The 18,728-nt window shown below is 53.1% G+C and carries 21 protein-coding genes and 1 tRNA gene; 17 read left to right on the top strand and 5 right to left on the bottom strand.

Annotated elements, in window-relative coordinates; genetic code table 11:
* Positions 1 to 51: 51 nt before the first annotated feature.
* The 11 genes from FY034_RS05370 (at position 52) to FY034_RS05320 (ending at position 10,073) form a co-directional block, all read left to right on the top strand.
* Positions 52 to 1,053 (top strand): GTPase-activating protein, encoded by a 1,002-nt coding sequence (locus FY034_RS05370; protein WP_265554326.1) that lies wholly within the window; start codon positions 52 to 54, stop codon positions 1,051 to 1,053.
* Positions 1,054 to 1,058: 5 nt separating this feature from the next.
* A complete protein-coding gene (locus tag FY034_RS05365; RefSeq protein ID WP_265554325.1) occupies positions 1,059 to 1,796 on the top strand; it encodes an RNA methyltransferase in 738 nt (245 codons plus the stop codon).
* The gene (locus FY034_RS05360) at positions 1,793 to 2,080 is read left to right on the top strand and encodes a SemiSWEET family sugar transporter (protein WP_265554324.1); all 288 of its coding nucleotides are present in this window, start codon (positions 1,793 to 1,795) and stop codon (positions 2,078 to 2,080) included. Before FY034_RS05365 ends, FY034_RS05360 begins: the two co-directional genes overlap by 4 nt.
* Positions 2,077 to 2,661: a LemA family protein gene (locus FY034_RS05355; RefSeq protein ID WP_265554323.1), complete on the top strand. Its 585-nt coding sequence runs from the start codon at positions 2,077 to 2,079 to the stop codon at positions 2,659 to 2,661. Before FY034_RS05360 ends, FY034_RS05355 begins: the two co-directional genes overlap by 4 nt.
* 20 nt (positions 2,662 to 2,681) lie before the next feature.
* Entirely contained in the window at positions 2,682 to 3,590 is a 909-nt protein-coding gene (locus FY034_RS05350) for a TPM domain-containing protein (RefSeq protein ID WP_265554321.1), read from the top strand.
* 62 nt (positions 3,591 to 3,652) lie between these two features.
* A complete protein-coding gene (locus FY034_RS05345) occupies positions 3,653 to 4,471 on the top strand; it encodes a hypothetical protein (protein WP_265554320.1) in 819 nt (272 codons plus the stop codon).
* Between the two features lie 12 nt (positions 4,472 to 4,483).
* Positions 4,484 to 5,593 (top strand): hypothetical protein, encoded by a 1,110-nt coding sequence (locus FY034_RS05340; protein ID WP_265554319.1) that lies wholly within the window; start codon positions 4,484 to 4,486, stop codon positions 5,591 to 5,593.
* A 9-nt stretch (positions 5,594 to 5,602) separates the two neighbouring features.
* Complete coding sequence (locus tag FY034_RS05335) at positions 5,603 to 6,733, top strand: hypothetical protein (RefSeq protein WP_265554316.1); 1,131 nt, start codon at positions 5,603 to 5,605, stop codon at positions 6,731 to 6,733.
* Positions 6,734 to 6,768: 35 nt separating this feature from the next.
* Positions 6,769 to 7,893 carry a hypothetical protein gene (locus FY034_RS05330; RefSeq protein ID WP_265554314.1) on the top strand — a complete coding sequence of 375 codons (1,125 nt, stop codon included), beginning with the start codon at positions 6,769 to 6,771 and terminating at the stop codon, positions 7,891 to 7,893.
* A gap of 36 nt (positions 7,894 to 7,929) precedes the next feature.
* Positions 7,930 to 9,201 (top strand): hypothetical protein, encoded by a 1,272-nt coding sequence (locus FY034_RS05325; RefSeq protein ID WP_265554312.1) that lies wholly within the window; start codon positions 7,930 to 7,932, stop codon positions 9,199 to 9,201.
* A gap of 35 nt (positions 9,202 to 9,236) precedes the next feature.
* Positions 9,237 to 10,073: a hypothetical protein gene (locus tag FY034_RS05320; protein ID WP_265554311.1), complete on the top strand. Its 837-nt coding sequence runs from the start codon at positions 9,237 to 9,239 to the stop codon at positions 10,071 to 10,073.
* A gap of 189 nt (positions 10,074 to 10,262) precedes the next feature.
* On the opposite strand, the gene ruvA is transcribed toward FY034_RS05320, so the two are convergent.
* From ruvA to FY034_RS05300, 4 genes are read right to left on the bottom strand one after another with little or no spacing between them, the layout of a single operon-like run.
* Positions 10,263 to 10,865, bottom strand: coding sequence for a Holliday junction branch migration protein RuvA (gene ruvA, locus FY034_RS05315; RefSeq protein ID WP_265554310.1), 603 nt, complete (start codon positions 10,863 to 10,865; stop codon positions 10,263 to 10,265).
* Entirely contained in the window at positions 10,862 to 11,398 is a 537-nt protein-coding gene (ruvC, locus tag FY034_RS05310) for a crossover junction endodeoxyribonuclease RuvC (protein WP_265554309.1), read from the bottom strand. The genes ruvA and ruvC overlap by 4 nt, the downstream gene beginning before the upstream one ends.
* The gene (msrA, locus tag FY034_RS05305; protein ID WP_265554308.1) at positions 11,398 to 11,865 is read right to left on the bottom strand and encodes a peptide-methionine (S)-S-oxide reductase MsrA; all 468 of its coding nucleotides are present in this window, start codon (positions 11,863 to 11,865) and stop codon (positions 11,398 to 11,400) included. Before msrA ends, ruvC begins: the two co-directional genes overlap by 1 nt.
* 43 nt (positions 11,866 to 11,908) lie before the next feature.
* Positions 11,909 to 12,652 carry a YebC/PmpR family DNA-binding transcriptional regulator gene (locus FY034_RS05300; protein WP_012469315.1) on the bottom strand — a complete coding sequence of 248 codons (744 nt, stop codon included), beginning with the start codon at positions 12,650 to 12,652 and terminating at the stop codon, positions 11,909 to 11,911.
* A gap of 169 nt (positions 12,653 to 12,821) precedes the next feature.
* Here FY034_RS05300 and FY034_RS05295 point away from each other — a divergent pair, with 169 nt between their 5' ends.
* The 6 genes from FY034_RS05295 to FY034_RS05270 all read left to right on the top strand — a co-directional run bounded on the left by FY034_RS05295 (position 12,822) and on the right by FY034_RS05270 (position 17,387).
* Positions 12,822 to 13,196 carry a hypothetical protein gene (locus tag FY034_RS05295; protein ID WP_265554307.1) on the top strand — a complete coding sequence of 125 codons (375 nt, stop codon included), beginning with the start codon at positions 12,822 to 12,824 and terminating at the stop codon, positions 13,194 to 13,196.
* Positions 13,197 to 13,250: 54 nt separating this feature from the next.
* Positions 13,251 to 13,325, top strand: a tRNA-Cys gene (locus FY034_RS05290).
* A gap of 191 nt (positions 13,326 to 13,516) precedes the next feature.
* Positions 13,517 to 14,914: a tyrosine-type recombinase/integrase gene (locus tag FY034_RS05285; RefSeq protein ID WP_265554306.1), complete on the top strand. Its 1,398-nt coding sequence runs from the start codon at positions 13,517 to 13,519 to the stop codon at positions 14,912 to 14,914.
* A gap of 293 nt (positions 14,915 to 15,207) precedes the next feature.
* A complete protein-coding gene (locus FY034_RS05280; protein ID WP_265554305.1) occupies positions 15,208 to 15,729 on the top strand; it encodes a 3'-5' exonuclease in 522 nt (173 codons plus the stop codon).
* Between the two features lie 393 nt (positions 15,730 to 16,122).
* A complete protein-coding gene (locus FY034_RS05275; RefSeq protein WP_265554304.1) occupies positions 16,123 to 16,683 on the top strand; it encodes a DUF4410 domain-containing protein in 561 nt (186 codons plus the stop codon).
* Between the two features lie 125 nt (positions 16,684 to 16,808).
* On the top strand, positions 16,809 to 17,387 hold the full coding sequence (locus FY034_RS05270) for a hypothetical protein (protein ID WP_265554303.1): 579 nt from the start codon (positions 16,809 to 16,811) through the stop codon (positions 17,385 to 17,387).
* 117 nt (positions 17,388 to 17,504) lie between these two features.
* Here the strand turns inward: FY034_RS05270 and FY034_RS05265 are convergent, their stop codons facing one another.
* The gene (locus FY034_RS05265; protein ID WP_265554302.1) at positions 17,505 to 18,473 is read right to left on the bottom strand and encodes a replication initiator protein A; all 969 of its coding nucleotides are present in this window, start codon (positions 18,471 to 18,473) and stop codon (positions 17,505 to 17,507) included.
* Positions 18,474 to 18,728 lie beyond the last annotated feature (255 nt).

The following is an 18,728-nucleotide window of genomic DNA, read 5'->3' as shown; positions in this document are numbered from 1 at the left end:
AGTAGGTATAGACGGCTGAAGCATCACATTACCTTGAAGCGAGAAAGTGCCATGTTGATCCTGCCGCGCTCCAACCCCCTCTACGAAAACATCCCGGTTCAAAAGATCAATCTGCCCGAAGCCATGAAAAAGATGGGGACGGGCGGTTTTACCGGTTATCTGGGCTACGGTTCAAACAGTTCGGAAGGCTACCTCATCTTCATCAAAGGTGCCTTGATCAGCACGCTCGTGCTGGAAGGAAGCACCCGCAAAAGCGGTTTTGAGGCCGTCACCAGCCTGTTCAGCCACGCCCTTGCCGAAGGCGGCGTTATCAACGTCTACCGGATGACCGTTGACCTGGCGGTCTGCACCCATGCGCTGTTGCATGGCAACGTGGTATTCAAGCCCGAACTGGTCAGCAACCTGGATCTCAAGGCCGTCCTGGCCCGAATGAAGAGCCAGGCGCTGAACGGCACCATGCTGTTCTCGACGCCGGATCGCAGCGCCATGATATTCTGCAAGGAAGGCACACCGATCGGCTTCTATCACGATGCAGCGCAGGAAATTGAAAACTCTCCCGCTGAATCGCAACGGATCGCCGCCTTGCCCGGGGCCATGCTCGAAATACGCAGCACGCCACCAGCTGAAGAGCTGCTGCACCATAATTTCCTTGAAACCCTCAACATAGAACGCCTCTGGCAGGCATCGTACAGTCGTCATACCGCAAGCCAGGCCAAACCGGCTCCGGCAGCAGCTCCACCTGTTGAGCCCCGGACCTCACCGGAGCCGGACAAGACAACCGAAGAGCCGCCCAGCGATAAAGAAGCCCAATTGGCCGAGATTGTCGACGACCTGCAGGAAATTGCCAGAGCCTACCTGGGACGCCAGGGGGCAGATCTGGTAGACGAGCTGCTTGACCTTGTGGGTGGCAGGGCCGCGCTGCTCGACAGCCAGAAACAGACCGCCTTTCTGGCTGCCATGTCCGCCCAGGCCCCTGACATTGACCCGGAAGCAAAAACTGAAGAGATGATTGATCTGATGCGCTCCGAAGTTGCCGGACGCCTGTCCGTCTAGTCACCATGCCGCCATCACTTACCGGTCTTTCCGTCATCCTTGTCGAGCCCCAGTTCCCGGGCAATATCGGCATGGTCTGCCGTGCCATGAAAAACATGGGGCTTTCACGTCTGCGCCTGGTGGCAGGCTGCGACCACCTGCACCCCGAGGCATTCAAATTTGCGGTCTCGGCCAAAGACCTGCTGGAACAGGCAGAGCTGTTCGACAGCCTGTCGGACGCCCTGGCAGATATCAGCGTTTCAGTGGCGACCACACGGCGCAGCGGCAAATACCGTCAAGAGCTGCTCAGCCCTCCCCAGGCGGCCCAGGCACTGTTACAGGCACCGGGGTCTGCAGCGCTGGTCTTCGGACGTGAAGACCACGGGCTCTCCACAACGGACCTCTCCCTCTGCACGCTGCAGGCAACCATACCGTCAAGTTCCGAGTACGGTTCACTTAACCTCGCCCAGGCAGCCCTGATCTTCTGCTATGAGCTGTTCGGTGCAGCAGCCGCGGAGACCGGCTCCGTGCAACGGACTCCGGCACCATCCGGAGAACTTGAACCGCTGTTCACCCACATGGAACAGACCCTGTTGCGAATCGGCCATTTAAATCCCCAAAACCCTGACCACATCATGCGTTCGCTGCGCCGTATATTTTTCCGGTCCGGGCTTGACAGCCGCGAGGTTGCCATCCTGCGCGGCATGTTATCCCAGATAGACTGGGCAGCCGGTGACTTCAACAACCGAAAAAAAACATCATGACTCCCACCCTGATCGGTCTGCTAGCGGGACTGCTTACCAGTGTTGCCGCCCTGCCGCAGGTTATCAAGACCTGGCGCAGCCGTCATGCACGGGATCTTTCCATCTGGCAGCCACTTCTTTTGTCCGTCGGGGTTGCATTGTGGTTAATCTACGGTATGCTGATCGGCGATACGCCCCTGATCCTTGCCAACATCACGCCACTGATTTGTAACCTGCTGTTAACGGCTATGAAGATCAGATTCAAAGGCAATGACCCGGAACAAGACGAGGAGACACCACCATGAAACGTTTTTTACTCGGCATATTTAGCCTATTCCTACTCTCAACGCTGTCCGGCTGTGGCTACAACACCATGCAGGCCAACGAGGAGGCGGTCATCGCGGCCTGGGGCAATGTTGAGTCATCCTACCAGCGACGCAACGACCTGATTCCCAATCTGGTCGAGGTGGTTAAGGGCTATGCCAAGCATGAGGCAGACACCCTCAAGGCTGTCACCGAGGCACGGGCCAAAGTGGGCAGCATGCAGCTCAGCAAAGAGGTTATCAATGATCCTGCCGCCCTGACCAGATTCCAGCAGAATCAGGGTGAACTGTCATCTGCCCTCTCCCGGCTGATGGTGGTGGCAGAAAGATATCCTGACCTGAAAGCCAACCAGAATTTTCTCGACCTGCAGAAACAGCTGGAAGGGACGGAGAACCGGATCAACGTGGCCCGTGAGCGTTACAACAAGGCTGTGCAGGTCTTCAACACCAGTATCAGGACCTTTCCCAACAGCATGACCAACTCAATGCTGTTGCACCTGAAGCGTAAAGAGCCGTTTAAGGCTGAGGAAGGTGCCAAAACAGCGCCCAAGGTCAAATTCTAACCGGAGTCCACGAGGCCAGCATGCGTTTTAATGCCTTCAAACTGTTTGTGCTGTTCATCATGACGCTCGGCTGTCTGGCGCAGAATGTTTCAGCCCTTGATGCCCCGCCCTTAAAGGGCAGAATCAATGATTATGCCGGAATGCTCTCTCCTGCAACCGCCCGTTCACTGGAACAAAAACTGGCCGCCTTTGAGAGTGAGACCACCAATCAGGTCGTACTGCTGACAATTCCGTCATTGGAAGGTGATGTTATCGAAAGTTTTGCCATCCGGGTGGCAGAGGCCTGGAAGATTGGACAGAAAGATAAAAGCAACGGGGTGATCCTGATTCTTGCCAAGAAGGAGCGCAAGATCAGAATCGAGGTCGGCACCGGTCTGCAGGGGGTCCTGCCTGACATCACCGCCGGCCAGATTATCCGCAATGTAATCGCGCCGGAGCTGCGGGCCGGCAACATAGACCAGGGGATCAGTGCCGGTCTTGGCGCAATTATCGGTGCCACCAAGGGGGAGTTCAAGGCCACGGCGGCTGACAAGAAAGCGGCCAAGAAGAGAAAGGGCAGCGGCTACGGCCTCTTCATTATCCTGCTGCTGGCGGCCATCGTCATAACCGCTGTTGCCGGTTCATCCTCCCGCACTGCCGGTATCCTGGCAGGCGGTGTGAGTCTGCCGGCTGCCGCAGGTATTGGCCTGGGAGCGGTACTCTGGAAGCTGGGGGTACTGGCACTCTTGGGCGGTGCCGCCGGATTTCTGATCAGTCTCCTGATGCGGCTCATTAATGCCGGTGGTGGTGGTGGCGGCGGGTCGTACGGTGGAGGCTGGGGAGGGCCGACCATCTTCTATGGCGGCGGAGGCGGCTCATCGTCAAGCGACGACGGTTTTTCCGGTGGAGGAGGAGACTTTGATGGTGGTGGTTCTTCAGACGACTGGTAACTTGCGATGTCGTTTTTTTCTGGTATGCTGACGCCTATTCCCTGAGCCAAAGGACCAAGCAAGTGCGTTTTATCCTGTTAATCCTCAGCTGTCTTGCTATCATGCTTGCCTCGGCAGCTGCCCTGGCTGCCCCAAAGCCTGCTGACGGAGAGCGTCTGCTCCTGATTCGCGCCGTTGGCGGCAGCGCATCAGAGAAGGAACTGGCAGCCCAGGCCGGTGTCTATGACAGCATGGTAGAATATCTGACAGACCGGGGCTACCGGGTGGTAGACCGTGCCGCTGCAGAAAAGGCAGCCATGCAGATCGCCGCCACCCACGAGATTGATCCTGTCCTGAACAAAGCTGCCGCCTATGGCCTTACCTTTCTGGCCGAATATTCCATCCATTTCAAAACATCCACGATTGTCAAAGACCCGGACAAAGGGATCGGCGCCCTGGTCAGGGTCAGCGCAAAGATCATTGACAACACGGGTGCGCGGATTATCTCAGCCAAACTGGCTGAGGCATCATCAAGTGGGCATACCACTGAAGATGCCATTGACAAGGCAGCCAGAAGCGCCGGCAAAAAACTGACCGAACAACTATCCAGAGGGCTTGAACAGCATGTTGTCCAAAACGGCAACGAAGGCCGCACCGTCACCATGGTCTTTGAAGGGCGTGAGGCTCAGACCGAACGACTGATTGCCCTGCTGGAAAAAAATAAGGCTGTCGCTGCCGTCAAGGAGGTCGAGGCCGGCGGCGGCAAAGCCACCCTGGAGATCATCTGTAAATCACGGCGCGACCAACTTGAACGAGAACTGCTCAGACTGGCTTCCCAACAGGGGATACAGTTACAGAAGATCAGATCAGAAGGTAACCGCAGCACATGGAAAATCAGATAGGAGGAAGAAAACATGAGACGAATTTTGCTACTGGTTATCGGAGTAATGCTCCTCAGTGCAACGGCAGCCTTTGCTGCAGCCGTAACAGCCACCGGTGAAGGCCCCAGCAAGGAGGTAGCCCTGGCAACGGCCATGCGCCGGGCTGTGGAGCAGGGAGTTGGTACCTTTATCAAGTCAGACACTACCGTTATTGACTCGGCACTGGTTGACGACAAGATCCTTTCGCACAGCAAGGGGTATGTCACCAGCTATAAGATCATCAAAGAAGAGAAGACCGCTGATGGCGTTACCATCACCATCACTGCCACGGTTGACAACAAGCTGATCAAGGGTGACATTGATGCCCTGACCATCCTGCGCAAAAACGCCGTGGTGGGCAACCCCCGCATCCTGGTGGCCTTCAGCAACAAGTCCAAAGACAAGATCTTCAAGGACAAGGAGTTCACTGAGGAGATCTATAACGGCATCGTAGAATCCCTGACCGACAAGCAGTTCCGCGTGGTGGACAAGGCCTCTGCTGAAAGATTTTCCATGCAGCAGGCCGAGACCCACGAGATCGATGTGGATCTGAACAAGGCAGCCGCCTACGGTCTCAAATTCCACGCAGAATACACCCTGTTTTATAACGTCAGCGGCGTGGTCCGCGAAGGGGCCATCGGCAAGAGTGTTCTGGTAAACGTCAAGACACAATTGATCGACAACACCCGTTCCCAGGTCATTACCAGCAAGAAAATCGAGCAGGCCGGCATGGGCCAGACCGTTGAACAGGCCCTTGAAAAAGCAGCCCGCGAAGGTGGCAAGAAGATCGTCAATCCGATGATTGATGTGCTGCAGAAACACTGGATGGACCAGCAACAGAACGGCGCCATGTATACCATCATCATTGACGGTGTGGATGACCCGGAAGAGATTGCCAGGTTCACCGAGATGTTTGAAAAATTCCCGCTGGCAACCGGTGCCAAGGAGGTTGAATCCGGTGGCGGCAAGACCACCTTTGAAGCCACCTACAAAGGCAAGCGTGACCAGCTTGACCGTGATGTGATCCGTGTTGCCAAAGAGCTGGGCTGGACCATGAAGAAGATCCGCGCCGAAGGTGCCAGAAGTACCTGGAAGAAACAGTAGGGGGAAACCATGAAACGGATCATTATACTTGCCGCATCAATCCTGCTTGCCCTCTGCAGCTTTGCCGTGGCCGATCAGTTTACGGCAACCGGTCGCGGCATGTCTGAAGATGCAGCGGTTGCAAGCGGCCTGAACAATGCCATTGATATGGCAGTCAAGCAGATCCTTGACGAAGAGACGGTCAAGAAAAACAAGCAAAAGATCGCCTCTACCCTGAAAGGCAAGACCAGGAAACTGGCCCGGCTTGTTCAAAAAGGTGAGCCGGAATTCACCGGAGCCGGTTACGAGCTGCAGTTGACCGCCGAGGTCAACCTGAAGACGCTGGAAAATGAGATCAATGCCTTGGGGTTGATGCAGGATGCCATGGGCAATCCCCGCATCATGGTGCTCTATAACCCGAACCTGCCCCAGGGAGCCACATTGGGCAGTACCCGGGCCGATCTGGAGGCGTTCTTCGACAACTCCTACGGGGCGATTGTTGAGGTACTGGCTGACAAAGGTTTTGACGTGATCGACAAGGCCTCAGCCCAGAAGTTCTCCGTTCAGGTGGCCGAGACCCATGAGATGGAGCTTGACACCAACAAGGCGGCCCTCTACGGCCTGAAATACCATGCCGATCTGGTGCTGTACTACCAGACGGTCGGCATTGGCCGTGAAGGTTACTGGCAGTACACCGGCGGGGCTGCCAAGATCTTCCTGCGCGCCCAGCTGATCAACCCCAGCACCTCGCGGGTGGTTGCCAGCAAGGATGTTGAATCATCCTCCCATGCCGGCACCCTGCAGGAGGCACTCTACCGCTCTGCCAAAGATGTGGGCCACAAGATCTCAAACGTGATGATCGACTCCATCAAAAAGAGCTGGAAACGCGAAAAATCAGGCGCCGGCACCTTCATTATTGTCCTGGATGGCGTGGCCGAGATTGACGATGTAACCAGCTTTAAAGACGCCCTCAAGGCGGTTCCCGGCATGGAAAACATCCGCGAGCGGGAGTCCGGCGGTGGCAAGACCACCTTTGAGATCAAGTCCGGCAGCAGCGCCGATGCCGTCAAGAGCGCCATTAACAAGACCGGCAAACAACTGGGCTGGACACTGAAACTGATCCGTTCCGAGGGTGCCCGCAGCACCTGGAAGCGGCAATAGAATTCTCTTAACTTTCCAAGAAGGAGGCTTTACCAATGAAACGCATCCTGCTGATCATGATCACATTGGGGCTGGTGTTGCTGCCGCTTCTGGCTGCTGCCGAAGTGCGCACCTATACCGAAATCGTCACCGTCAAGGTGGATGACGACGAGTACACGGCCCGCAAAAAAGCCGAACAGCGCGGGCGCGAACAGGCGCTTGAGCATTACCTGCGTGATGTCTATCCGGACAGGGCTGCCACCCTCAACCTGACCGGCGACGAGAAATATATCAAAGACCTGGAAATCCTTGAGAGCAGCGTTGAAGGGATGTTTTCCAAGGAGTTGAAAGCCAAGATCAGGATCACCATCAACGAAGAGGCGGTACGGGCCTACCTGAAACGCCAGGGGGCGGTTACCGGCAAGAATGAGGAGCGCCGGATCGTGGTCATGATCATCCCCGGCAAGATGGATACCGGTGATGCCCCGATGATTCTGGACAATGTCCGGGCCGAGGTCCGCCGCAGTCTGACCGCTGCCGAGTACACCGTGATTGACTCCGATGACGAAGCGGTTAATCAGGCCCTGACCGAGGAGGCTGATTACAACAAGATGGTCAAGCATATGAACAAGATTGCTGACCAACTGGCAGATAAAGGCGAGTGGCTGGTGCTGGGTAAGGTGGACGTCAGTGTTGCCCCCAGTGGCTCGGCCTATGTCTACCGCGCCATGATGACCGGCAAGACCGTCAGCCTGGCCAGCCGCGACCTGATGTGGGAAGGCAACCCGGATGGTGCTGCCCGTGCATCAAAAGATGAAGCCAAGGCTGCCATTCGCCTGGCTGCCATTGCCGGCGGCAAGAAGTTTGCCAGTGAGGTTGTCAACGCCCTTAACACCAAGACCCTGACCCAGGAGCGCCGTGGTGCCCGTTTTGAACTGGTACTACCGACACGGGGTGAATACCGCCTGGAGCGGAAACTGCTCAAACTGCTCGGTGAGGATATCAAGGGATTGAAGAACGTCAGCCAGAAAAACCGCGGCAAAGGCGACATGGTGGTTGACCTCTACTACGCCGGCAAGATCAGCGACCTGGTTGACCTGTTGATGGACAACTTTGAAAAAGACGCACAGCTGAAACGCTGGAATCCTGAAATTCAGGGCAACAAGGTGGTTTTCAAATAGGGATGAATTAATCTTGAGTAAGGAGGGCGCTGTTTTATGAAGCCATCGTCACATCTACGTCATCTGAAATACCTGGTGTTGTCCGGCCTGCTGGCACTTGCGGCCGGCAACCTGTCCGGCTGCGCCACCGGCATGTCGGCCATTGAATGCGGGGCAGAGTCCATGAACCCGACTGTCATGGCCGCTCTGGACTCCTTTGAATCAGCAGCCATCTCAATCAAACTTTCCAACCGGGTCCTGTTGCAGTCCCCCCTGTCTGAGCAGGACACCTGGCCCAAAGACCTTTACGGCGTCCCCTCCGGGGGCGCCCTGTTCAAGATGGGACTCTCCGCCTTTGCCTCATCCCAGGGAATCACCCTGGCCACCGAGATTGACCCGGCCACCGGCTGGCCACGCCCCACCAGCGCCCTCTACATCTTTCTGAAGGACCGGGAAAAGCTGTTGGACAAGCACGTGGACAAGGGAGATGTCGAATTCTTCAAAAACCAGACCCAGGACGTCTTTTTTCGTGAGCTCGGCCCCCGCAAACTGCCGGATACCGTCAACGACTACGTCTATCGCAACCCCCTGATGGCCTACGCGGTAGTGACCAACAACAAGAAAGAGATGCTTCAGCTGGAGGCGGAAATAGCCTTGAACGCACGGGGCTATACCCAGTGTGATGCATTTCTGCGCAAGGCAAGTGCGGAAGTGGGCGAAGAGGTCAAGAAGGCTGCCTGTAAAGATCCCAGCCTGAAAGATGAGGCCATAACAGCGGCACTGAAGGAAAAAACGGAAGATATGGCCACCATGGAGAAGAACTACGGCAAGCTGGCCAACAAGGTCTACTCTGCCTCCGTGGCAGGTGCTGACTTCACCATGGCTTCAATGGTGAAGGTCGGCTGCGCCGTGGTGAACGGCATCCGCGCCTTCCCCAACATCAACAAGGAATTCAGCAGATTACGCGGGGTCTACAACGCCGTCATGCTCTTCCCCCGTATCAAGATGGTACTGGGGTCACTCGGCATCTACAAGGACAACCTGGGGCTGCAATACACAGTCTACAAGACCATGTACCAGCAGATCAAGGGCAAGTACCAGATCAGGGAAGAGGATCCGGCCGCAGAGCAGAAGACCAAAGAGGCCCTGCGCAGGATCGAGCTGGCAGAGGCGGCGATGCAACAGCTGGAGCCGAAACTGATGCTGGCTTTTGCCGGAGAGCCGGTTGAGTTCAGTGACCAGGAAGCCCAAAAAATGGAAAAGATTGCAGCCATGTTCCCAGGTACTGACAACATGACCCAACTGGCAGCCCTCGACCGCCTACCGTAGCGGGGCCGGAGTCTTTTATAACTAAGGAGTATGCCATGAATCGCTATCTTCGTTATGCCGGCTTCAGTCTGCTCAGCCTGCTTGCCTTTGGTTGTGCAACGGCACCCCAGACCGTCTATGTTACTGAGGCGCAACAGGTAACCACCCAGGCGCTGGAACCGGTCAACCTGGATGCCATCGGCCTGAAGCAGGACCTTGGTTCAAAGTTTGCCCGTCAACTCCCGCCGGAGATGACCGATGAGCTGATGAACGACATCCAGGCCCAACTGGCCAACACCAAACGTTTCACCAAGGTATTGATGAACGCCTCCGACCAGGAGACCTACATCATTGAGCCACGGATTGAGAGCCTCAGCTCCTTTGAGTCTCCCATGAACATGGACCCGACCCGCAAGCTGGTCACCTTCAAGGCCCGGGTCAGGCTTGATGTCAAGCTGATGAATGCCAAGGGACAGATTGAACTGGTAAAGTCATACAGCGACGACCGCAAGCTGGACAGCAAGCTCCCCAAACGTGAGGTCATGGTGGCCGAGAAGAAGCAGGAGTTCTTCAAACGTGCCGTCACCGTCGGCTTCAGGGCCGCTGCAGACCGTCTGGGCATGGGCTTCAACCCGAGTTACGAGATGGGCAGTATCAGCCGGATTAACGGCAGGATCGCCTACGTGCAGATCAACACCTCAAAACTGCGCAAGGTACCCATGAAGCAGCAGGCCATTGAGGTGGTTGATGACAACAATCAGGTGCTTGCCAGCCTGGGGGAACTGCAGATTGAGGATGGCAGTATCTCAGGCCGCTATTTTGAAAAAGGCGGCGCTTCCGTCAAGGAAGGAATGAAGGTCAGGGCCCGGGTCAACGCAATGCTGCTGGAGTAGCAGGCACCGGCTGCAGTCAGTATTACACACAAAAACGGAGAGGCAGGTATGCCTCTCCGTTTTATTTTGATTCCGGTTCAGTCAGATAGCAGAATCGCAAGGAATTCGGCAACACCGGAATACTGTAGCGGTACGCCGGGCAGCCGGGGAGGAACCACAGCAGATTGTGCCTTGAAATGAAACCGGGAACTATTTCATCAGAATCTTCAACGCCTGTTTCAGAACCTCTTCAACAGAGGCCGATCCTGCACAATCAAGCTCGGCCAGCACCTTCCTGACCTGCGGATCCTTGTAGCCCAAATTTACCAGTGCTGAAGACACATCATCCAGGATACTACCTTCAGGCAGTGTCCGCCCTACCGCGTCACCCGCCGGGATGCTGCCGCTATCCAGTTTGCCTGCCTTGTCCTTCAACTCAAGCACCAGGCGTTCAGCAGTCTTCTTGCCGATGCCGGGAATGGCGGACAGTTTGTGCAGATCACCCTGTTGCAGGGCAGCAGCCAGCTGAGGTGGCTGGATGTTGGAAAGGATGTCCCGCGCCAGCTTGGGACCGATACCGGATACCGAGATCAGCAACTGGAAAAAAGACTTTTCCGTACGGGTACGAAAACCGTAGAGCAGGATGGCATCCTCCCGCACACTGGTATGGATATGCAGGGTGGCCTGCCCCTCTTCAGGCAGCTCATAATAGGTGGAGAAAGGGATCATGACCCGGTAGCCGACCCCGTGAACATCAAGGATGACATGGTCCGGTGACTTGTGGGCAATCTGACCGGTTAAGAGTGCAATCATGGCCGGTAATTCCTCCAGGAACTGCTGCGACGGGATGTCAGCACGGCAGGGCCGGCCTGTTGCCGCAGCTGATATGAATTGATATGGCAGATCGCTACGGCAACGGCATCGGAGGCATCGGCCTGGGCCACCTCCGGTAGTCCCAGCAGCGCCTTGACCATCTTCTGGACCTGTTCCTTGCCTGCCCTGCCCTGCCCCACCACCGCCTGTTTCACCTGGGAGGCCGTGTACTCAAAAACCGGCAGCCCGGCATGAACCGCTGCAGCAATGGCAGCGCCCCGGGCCTGTCCCAGCTTCAGGGCCGCACGGACGTTTTCAGAGACATAGACATCCTCAACCGCCACCGCATCGGGTCTGTATTCTGCAATGACCCTGCTCAGCCCTTCAAAGATCAGACGCAGACGGTCAGGAAAATCCCTGGCCTTATCGGTAAAGACGGCCCCGTTGTCAAGATGCACAAGGCGGCTGCCGTGCTGTTCAACCAAACCGTACCCGGTGATGCGTGAGCCTGGGTCAATGCCGAGAACGCGCACTAAAAACCGCAGCCTCCGCCGTTTTTCCGGTGATACTGCTGGTGATACTCTTCAGCCTGCCAAAAGGTGCCTGCCGGTACAACCTCGGTGACCACTGAACGCTGATAGCGTCCGGAATGATCAACCGCCTCACGGGAGGTCTCAGCCTGGATTCGTTGCTCATCAGTGTGGTAGAAAATGGCTGAACGATACTGACTACCGACATCCGGCCCCTGACGGTCCAGTTGCGTTGGATCATGGGCCTGCCAGAAGATCTTCAGTAGCCGCTCATAACTGATCCTGGCAGGATCGAAACTCACCTCAACCGCCTCGGCATGGCCGCTGGTACCGCTGCATACCTGCTGGTAGGTCGGATTCTCAAGCGTGCCGCCGGTATAACCTACCCTGGTGGCAACAACACCCGGTTCATCGTAAAACGCCTCTTCTACACCCCAGAAACAGCCTGCTGCAAAGGTTGCCTTTTCCATCCCCGCCTCCCTGCAAAAAAGGGGGCCTGTGGCCCCCTTCCGGTTACATCATCTTTTCCATCTCATCCGCCGAGATATCAAAGTTTGCATACACATTCTGGACATCATCGCAATCTTCAAGCCGGTCCATCATCTTCAACATGCTTTCTGCCTGCTTGCCCTCAAGGGCCACCTGAGTCTGGGGGATCATGGTGATCTCGGCACTCTGGAACTTGAAGCCTTTTGCCTCAAGCGCATCGCGCACCTCAATGAAACTGGACGGCTCCGTGTACACCTCTATCTGTTCATCTTCTTCAACCACATCCTCGGCACCGGCCTCAAGAGCCGCCTCGAACAGCTGATCAAAATCCAGCGAGGTGTCGTAGCTGATCACACCTTTCTTATCAAACATCCAGGCCACGCAGCCGGCTTCCCCCATGTTACCGTTACACTTGGTAAAGATGCTGCGTACTTCAGAGACCGTACGGTTACGGTTATCGGTCATGACCTCAACCAGCACCGCCACACCGCCGGGACCGTATCCCTCGTAGACGATCTCTTCGTAGACAACCCCTTCCATACCGCCGGTACCTTTTTTAATGGCACGCTCAATATTATCCTTGGGCATATTTTCGCCCTTGGCCTTATCAATAGCCGTTCTCAGGCGAGGGTTTGCAGCCGGGTCGCCGCCGCCGAGCTTGGCGGCAACGGAGATTTCCTTGATAATCTTGGTAAAGATCTTGCCGCGCTTGGCATCAGCGGCCCCTTTTTTGTGCTTGATGGTACTCCATTTATTATGGCCCGACATGTCCCTACTCCTTCACCCTGTAATCAGTTTCTGCACCATGACAGAACCTGTTTTTTTAACATGGGGGCTACTGGCTGTCCAGAGTGAAAATGCTGCTGCTGTGTACTGGACAGTCCGCAAGCATCCTGCTACTCTCAACCAGCAATCCAGACAACGGAGGAACCGGGGCATGATAACCGTCAGCTTTCTGCGAACCTGTAGTATGATACTCCTGCTGGCACTGTTCACCGGTTGCTCAGCCATCCCCACAACCGGACCATCCAATCAGGATCTGCCACCAGTGCTGGCCCAGGATGAACTCCTGCGCCCGTACGAAAAAATGGGCAGGATCCAGATCATCCGCGAGGTCTATTTCAGCGATTACAGCCTCAGCCCCAGCCTGCAGGAATGGGGCCTCACGGCACTGCGCGAAGAGGCCCGGAAGATGGGGGCAGACGCCCTGATCCTGCCCGAAATCGACAGCCGTCAAATAACGATTGTCATGTTCCCCGCCTTTCCTGCGACAGAGTACCGGGCTGCAGGTGTAGCGATTAAATTCAAATAACCTTGACAGCCACTCGGGATATTAGGTATAAGGTCAATTCTTCAAAGTTGAATCGGCGACGTAGCCAAGTGGTAAGGCAGAGGTCTGCAAAACCTTTATTCAGCGGTTCAAATCCGCTCGTCGCCTCCAAAAAACATTCCGGATGAATCCGGTTCACTCCAGAAGGCCCTTGAAATTCAAGGGCCTTTAACTTTTCTTACTCCATTTTATTCCAACCAAATCCACCCACATCCAGGGGCAACTGGGGGTACTTTACATCCAGTTACCCCAATTGTTATACTACCTTTCAGATAGTTACCCCAACATTCTGGGAGGCCAGTATGTCACTGACGGCAGCAGCAATCGACGCAGCAAAGGCAGGCGAAAAAGACCGGAAGATGTTCGACACCGACGGCTTGTTCCTACTGGTGACCAAGAAGGGCCAGAAATGGTGGCGCTTCAAATACCGCTACCAGGGCAAGGAGAAGCAGATTTCGCTGGGCACCTACCCCGAAGTGACACTCGCCAAGGCTCGCGAAGAGCGCAACGACTGCCGCAAACTGGTCGCGGCTGGCGCCGACCCATCAGCACTCCGTAAAAGCAAAAAGGTGACTGCAACCCAAGCCAAAACCTTCCGGGATGTCGCCACAAACTGGATCAGCCACCACAAACCAGGCACTCCAGGCGAAGGCCGCGACTGGTCTTCCTCTTATGCCACACAGGTTGAAAATCGCCTGGAGCGTCATGTGCTCAAGCGGATCGGCCACGAGCTGTTCGACACGATCACCCCCGGACGCATCTCCGCTATCCTCGACCCGCTCTCGCCTGACATCCAGCATCGAATCGCTCGCGACATCTACCGTGTATTCGCCTATGGCCGTATTAAGGAAGGCTATCCAGACCTATCCAACCCCGCTGCCGACCTCGTAGAAGTGCTTAAAAAACGTCCAAAACGTAAAAATTTTACCGCAATCATTGAGCCTTTGCAGCTTGGCGGCCTGCTGCGGGCCTGCGACTGCTATGGTGGTTCGTTTGTGGTGCGGATGTATCTCAGACTGGCGGTCCTCTTTTTCCAACGCCCCACCGAGCTTCGTCTGGCGCGCTGGAATGAGTTCGACCTCGAAAGCCGCACCTGGACTATTCCAGCCGCGCGTATGAAATCAGGAGAGCCTCATATCGTGCCCTTGGCAGATCAAGCAGTGGCGCTGTTGGAGGAATTGCGGCCAGTAACTAGGGGCAAGCGTAACAGCCTGCTGTTCCCTGGCGAGCGCAAGCGCGGCAACACTGACGAGCGACCGATCAGTGACGCAACCGGCACCGCTGCATTGGCTGACATGGGTTATCGTGACCGTCAAACCGTGCATGGTTTCCGCGCCTCTGCCAGGACCATGCTTGACCAGGAACATCATGTGCCGGAAAAATTCATCGAGCTCCAGCTTGACCACCTAACCAAGGCCCCAAACGGTACAGCCTATGACCGGACATCGTTTTTACCGGAACGCCGGGAGATGATGCAGCTATGGGCAGACTATTTGGACAGACTCAAACAGATGCACCTGAATGCGGCCAGCAAGAAGTCAAGCGCTGGCGCGCTCGTGGTTGACCGCCAAGATATCGCCGTCGGCAAGGCCAGCAGACCAACCGCAGGCCGCCGCAACCGACGCGTCAAGAGTGGCGTGAGCGTTGTCAAACCGAACCAGGCGAACGCTATACAGGCTGGTGAGAACGAAACGCTTTAGCTCGATAATGGTCGCTTCGTTGCCCGGCAGAGTGCTATCGGGATAGCCCGATACGACCTCTGGTTCTCGGCACACCAGTTCAGCCGGGTTGAGCCAGGCGTCGCGCAGTTCAACCCGTAGCCGTGCTGCCTCGGCAATAGCTTAGGCATGAGCGTTGCGGGTGTAGTCTCTGGGCGCGATTTCTGGCGTTAGACCCGCTGGAAACTAGAAGGTCTCAATGATTGTAGTCTGTGTGTGGACGGCACGAAATCTGCTCCTGGTAACTGAAGATTTATACTTATCAGGGAGGATGAATGAAACATGAATTGAACTGGCCAAAGGTGGGTGGCAAGCTTGGTCGCTGGGCGGCCCTGGATACCGAAACAACCGGGTTGTCGCCAGCACATGGCAACCGGGTTGTTGAAGTGGCTGTGGTGTTGGTAGAAGATGGTGTGGTGACAAAAGAATACCACTCAAGAATAAACCCTGGTCCGGGTTGTTGTTGGAATACAGGGGCAAGCAGTGTTAACGGTATCTATCCAGATGACGTGGCCGAAGCTCCTGGTCCAGAAGTGGTGTGGCCGCAGGTGCTGGAGTTGATTGTTGGTGTTCCGGTGGTTGCCCACAACGCATCATTTGATCAGCAGTTTGTTAAAGCAGAATGCGAGCGTCTGGGGCTTGAGCCACCACAAAGATGGTGCTGCACGATGCAACGTCGTATCAGGCTGGGCAAACTTTACTGGCAACTTTTTGGCAAGAAACTACATAATACCCACGCAGCACTTGCAGATACTCGAGCAGTTGCGGCAATTGCTCCTTTGCTTGGGATTGTATAATCCATTATTTTTGGTATTGTCTACCGGATCACAAATAAGTCAGATTATTTTATTGCTGACAAAATATTGTCAGACTGTTCAACGTGTCAATGACGCGCTAGCCTGCTTGACAGGCTCCAACTCCCGGTCAGGGGAGCACAACAATATAGACAGGGTCTCGGCTTTCCGGGATCCTGTCTGTTTTGTGGCATGATAGCCAGAACAGCGGTGACGCTTAATAATACGCAAGCAGTACGTCGATGACCAACTCGGCGTTCTGTGAGCGTGGTGTAAGCCAATTCACCGGCTTGATTTTTTGATTTTCTATGGCATATCAGATGCATGTTTAAAAAATGAAGTCAGACAATGTTGGCAAAAAATATAAATTTTGTATTTTATCAATTTGGAGGGGCTGTGAAAAAAATTATTTTACTTACTTTAATGCTTTTGGGTGCGGTTAGCGCCTTTGCAATGGAAGATTCGTACAAATCTGACAAAAAACTTTCAGCATTTACTACAATTATAATCAATGACTTCGACACGAAAAGCATGACAATCAACCTGCTTGACGAAGACGAAATGAGCAAATTCAAGCCACTACTTCCGCAAATGGTCAAAAACATTACGGACACTATCGTTTCAAAAGTCAAGGAGCATACAAAATTCAAAAGCATTCTGATCAACAACCAAGAACCCCAGAAAAACGCAGTACGATTAGAGGGAAAGATTGATGAATTTAATGGAGGGCATGGAGCAGCCAAATGGGCATTAGGTTTTATGGCTCCAAAATCAGTTAAAACTTATCTGTCCTACTCTGGAAAACTTGTGGATGTTGAAACCGGAAATGTATTAGGAACATTTTCTGACACCAATACAGGTTCTTTGTGGTTTAAAGATTCTCTGTCGTATTCGCAGGATATGATGGAAAATATAGGGAAAGATGTTTTCGATTTCATTGAAAATAATTACAATTGAGTTTTTACTTTTAAAGTATGTCCATACAATGTGCTTGAGTATATTAGATGACAAAAATAGAAAAGCCATGCGTATAAGTTATTTTGGATTTTGCCCACCAAATGCTGAGTTATAGGAGACGAACTATGCTCAGTAAATCAATTATGATTTCATTTGTTTTATTAGCAACTATATTTATCACTTCATGTGATAGATTTTTTTGGAGATATCAGGCAAAAAAACAAATTGAAAACAAAAATATTGAGATTATATATGATGGCAATACAGATTCATTCATTACCATGAACGAAGTGTCAAATTTTAACTACAATGATTTTTATAGATGTATCAAATTAAACAAATATGCAACACTATTAAAATCAAATAAGTTTACTGACAACATATTCAGTATAGAAACAAGTGATGGCTTTGTCCATTTTTCTGATACATATTTCACTAAACTCGATATTCTAAAAGCTGGACATGAGTTTATATCACCTCATAAAGACAACAAATACACATTTACTCTTGGCACACAAGACGTTGATATACAGAGTGTAAAAATAATCGACAATAATACTAGATTGGTTGAATACAAGAAAAACATATATTGGAACAACATGGGCAAGTGTTTTGGAGAATATAATAAATCTTCAAGTTTAAATAAATTTTATAAAGTTATTTTTCACAGGTATGACGACGGCTGGAAGATTGGCAAGGAATAAATGTAATTAGATTTATTATAGTTTTTTCATATCCATATCATCAATAGCTTGCGCTGACAAGGATGTTACTCTTTTTAATTCAAGCTGGTTGGTTTGACTCAAAATCGCTTCAGCGGCCTATGGCTCGCCAAAAACCGTCCTTGCAAGCTCCTCGTCGTACCCTATATTTTCTTGGTCATTACATGATGTCTTGGCAAGAGTCAGCTCTTTCAGCAGTTGCTCTGCCTCTTCTTGTGGGTTCATTGGATTCAGATAATCCTCTTCAAGCTCTGGCGGTACAGGTGGGAGTTCTTCCGGCTCTGATTGAATCCGGGAATAAACAACACCATCTCGCTTGAGGTCAAGTCGCAGGTCAAGCCTGGCGAGTTGCGGTATATGCTGCTTGATCATTGACAGCATTTTGTTGCGAGGTGACTTTAAGCCGAGCAAAAGACTAAGCCCATCAAGATCAAACACAAAATTTCCGGGTCTATCTCCAACAAACGCTCGCCCGACCTCAAACAGTCGACGTGCCATCGGAGACTTGATGTTATAGAAGTCTGGGTCAACCAGTAGGTAATCACGAATTAACGCCTTGTGGACCCAGCGAGATGGCCTGACCTTGATTATCACATCGTTGCCACGTCCGCGTTTTCTGTCCTCGCCCTTGGTGATCTCAAAAAAATCTATAAAGGGTGTTGGCTCTTGAGCAAGCTCATTTTTGTTAACACAGATGTTTTTGGTGGTTATCAGGCTTTTGTTGAGTCGAATCAGGGCACGTTCAAGATATGCCATGGACGTTCCACCTGGCTGCCTGCCTGTTGTGGCGCAGAATTTACGAAACGAAAACTCGATAGCAGGAAATTCATCAAACACTTCCAAGTCTTTAGGGCCATAAAGTTGCCGGAGTCGCGTCTGGCAGTAGGTCAGAACATCACGATCCATGACAGAGGGCGCGCCGCAGTCCGTGGGGGCGCTGATAACGAGCGACACATCTCGTTTTTCATCTTGATATTGGCGTTTCTCTTCGCCGCCAGTAACCGAAAAGAAAGGGTACTTCATCGTGGCTATATCAAGTCTCAAGACGGAACTAGATTTATTTTTCATACGGTCTTCCTGCAAACTGAATGCCCATCATTAAATGTTATTCATTCCGATAAATATGTTATATATTCTAAAATATTATAACAACACAATGTTATTATTTGATATTTAATTACCTATACGCGCGTATTAACATAACAATAAACTCTTTATAACTAACTTAAAAAAATAGTTAACACTTTTAAAAACCGCTCTTGAAGGGATTGACAGGTCCCAAACCGCCGTGAGGAGGTATTCATGAAGGCGTGACCGATGACA

The sequence above is a fragment of the Trichlorobacter lovleyi genome, from assembly GCF_015239775.1.
GTDB lineage: Bacteria > Desulfobacterota > Desulfuromonadia > Geobacterales > Pseudopelobacteraceae > Trichlorobacter > Trichlorobacter lovleyi_B.
The sequence above is the reverse complement of the archived record's forward strand: the minus strand, read 5'-3'. Positions and strand labels throughout refer to the sequence as shown.

Coding starts and splice junctions, on each gene's coding strand:
- FY034_RS05300 (WP_012469315.1), bottom strand. CDS start 12,652: ATGTCGGGCCATAATAAATGGAGTACCATCAAGCACAAAAAAGGGGCC.
- FY034_RS05360 (WP_265554324.1), top strand. CDS start 1,793: ATGACTCCCACCCTGATCGGTCTGCTAGCGGGACTGCTTACCAGTGTT.
- FY034_RS05335 (WP_265554316.1), top strand. CDS start 5,603: ATGAAACGGATCATTATACTTGCCGCATCAATCCTGCTTGCCCTCTGC.
- FY034_RS05295 (WP_265554307.1), top strand. CDS start 12,822: ATGATAACCGTCAGCTTTCTGCGAACCTGTAGTATGATACTCCTGCTG.
- msrA (WP_265554308.1), bottom strand. CDS start 11,865: ATGGAAAAGGCAACCTTTGCAGCAGGCTGTTTCTGGGGTGTAGAAGAG.
- ruvA (WP_265554310.1), bottom strand. CDS start 10,865: ATGATTGCACTCTTAACCGGTCAGATTGCCCACAAGTCACCGGACCAT.
- FY034_RS05325 (WP_265554312.1), top strand. CDS start 7,930: ATGAAGCCATCGTCACATCTACGTCATCTGAAATACCTGGTGTTGTCC.
- FY034_RS05340 (WP_265554319.1), top strand. CDS start 4,484: ATGAGACGAATTTTGCTACTGGTTATCGGAGTAATGCTCCTCAGTGCA.
- FY034_RS05280 (WP_265554305.1), top strand. CDS start 15,208: ATGAAACATGAATTGAACTGGCCAAAGGTGGGTGGCAAGCTTGGTCGC.
- FY034_RS05365 (WP_265554325.1), top strand. CDS start 1,059: ATGCCGCCATCACTTACCGGTCTTTCCGTCATCCTTGTCGAGCCCCAG.
- FY034_RS05370 (WP_265554326.1), top strand. CDS start 52: ATGTTGATCCTGCCGCGCTCCAACCCCCTCTACGAAAACATCCCGGTT.
- FY034_RS05265 (WP_265554302.1), bottom strand. CDS start 18,473: ATGAAAAATAAATCTAGTTCCGTCTTGAGACTTGATATAGCCACGATG.
- FY034_RS05285 (WP_265554306.1), top strand. CDS start 13,517: ATGTCACTGACGGCAGCAGCAATCGACGCAGCAAAGGCAGGCGAAAAA.
- FY034_RS05330 (WP_265554314.1), top strand. CDS start 6,769: ATGAAACGCATCCTGCTGATCATGATCACATTGGGGCTGGTGTTGCTG.
- FY034_RS05350 (WP_265554321.1), top strand. CDS start 2,682: ATGCGTTTTAATGCCTTCAAACTGTTTGTGCTGTTCATCATGACGCTC.
- FY034_RS05320 (WP_265554311.1), top strand. CDS start 9,237: ATGAATCGCTATCTTCGTTATGCCGGCTTCAGTCTGCTCAGCCTGCTT.
- FY034_RS05270 (WP_265554303.1), top strand. CDS start 16,809: ATGCTCAGTAAATCAATTATGATTTCATTTGTTTTATTAGCAACTATA.
- FY034_RS05355 (WP_265554323.1), top strand. CDS start 2,077: ATGAAACGTTTTTTACTCGGCATATTTAGCCTATTCCTACTCTCAACG.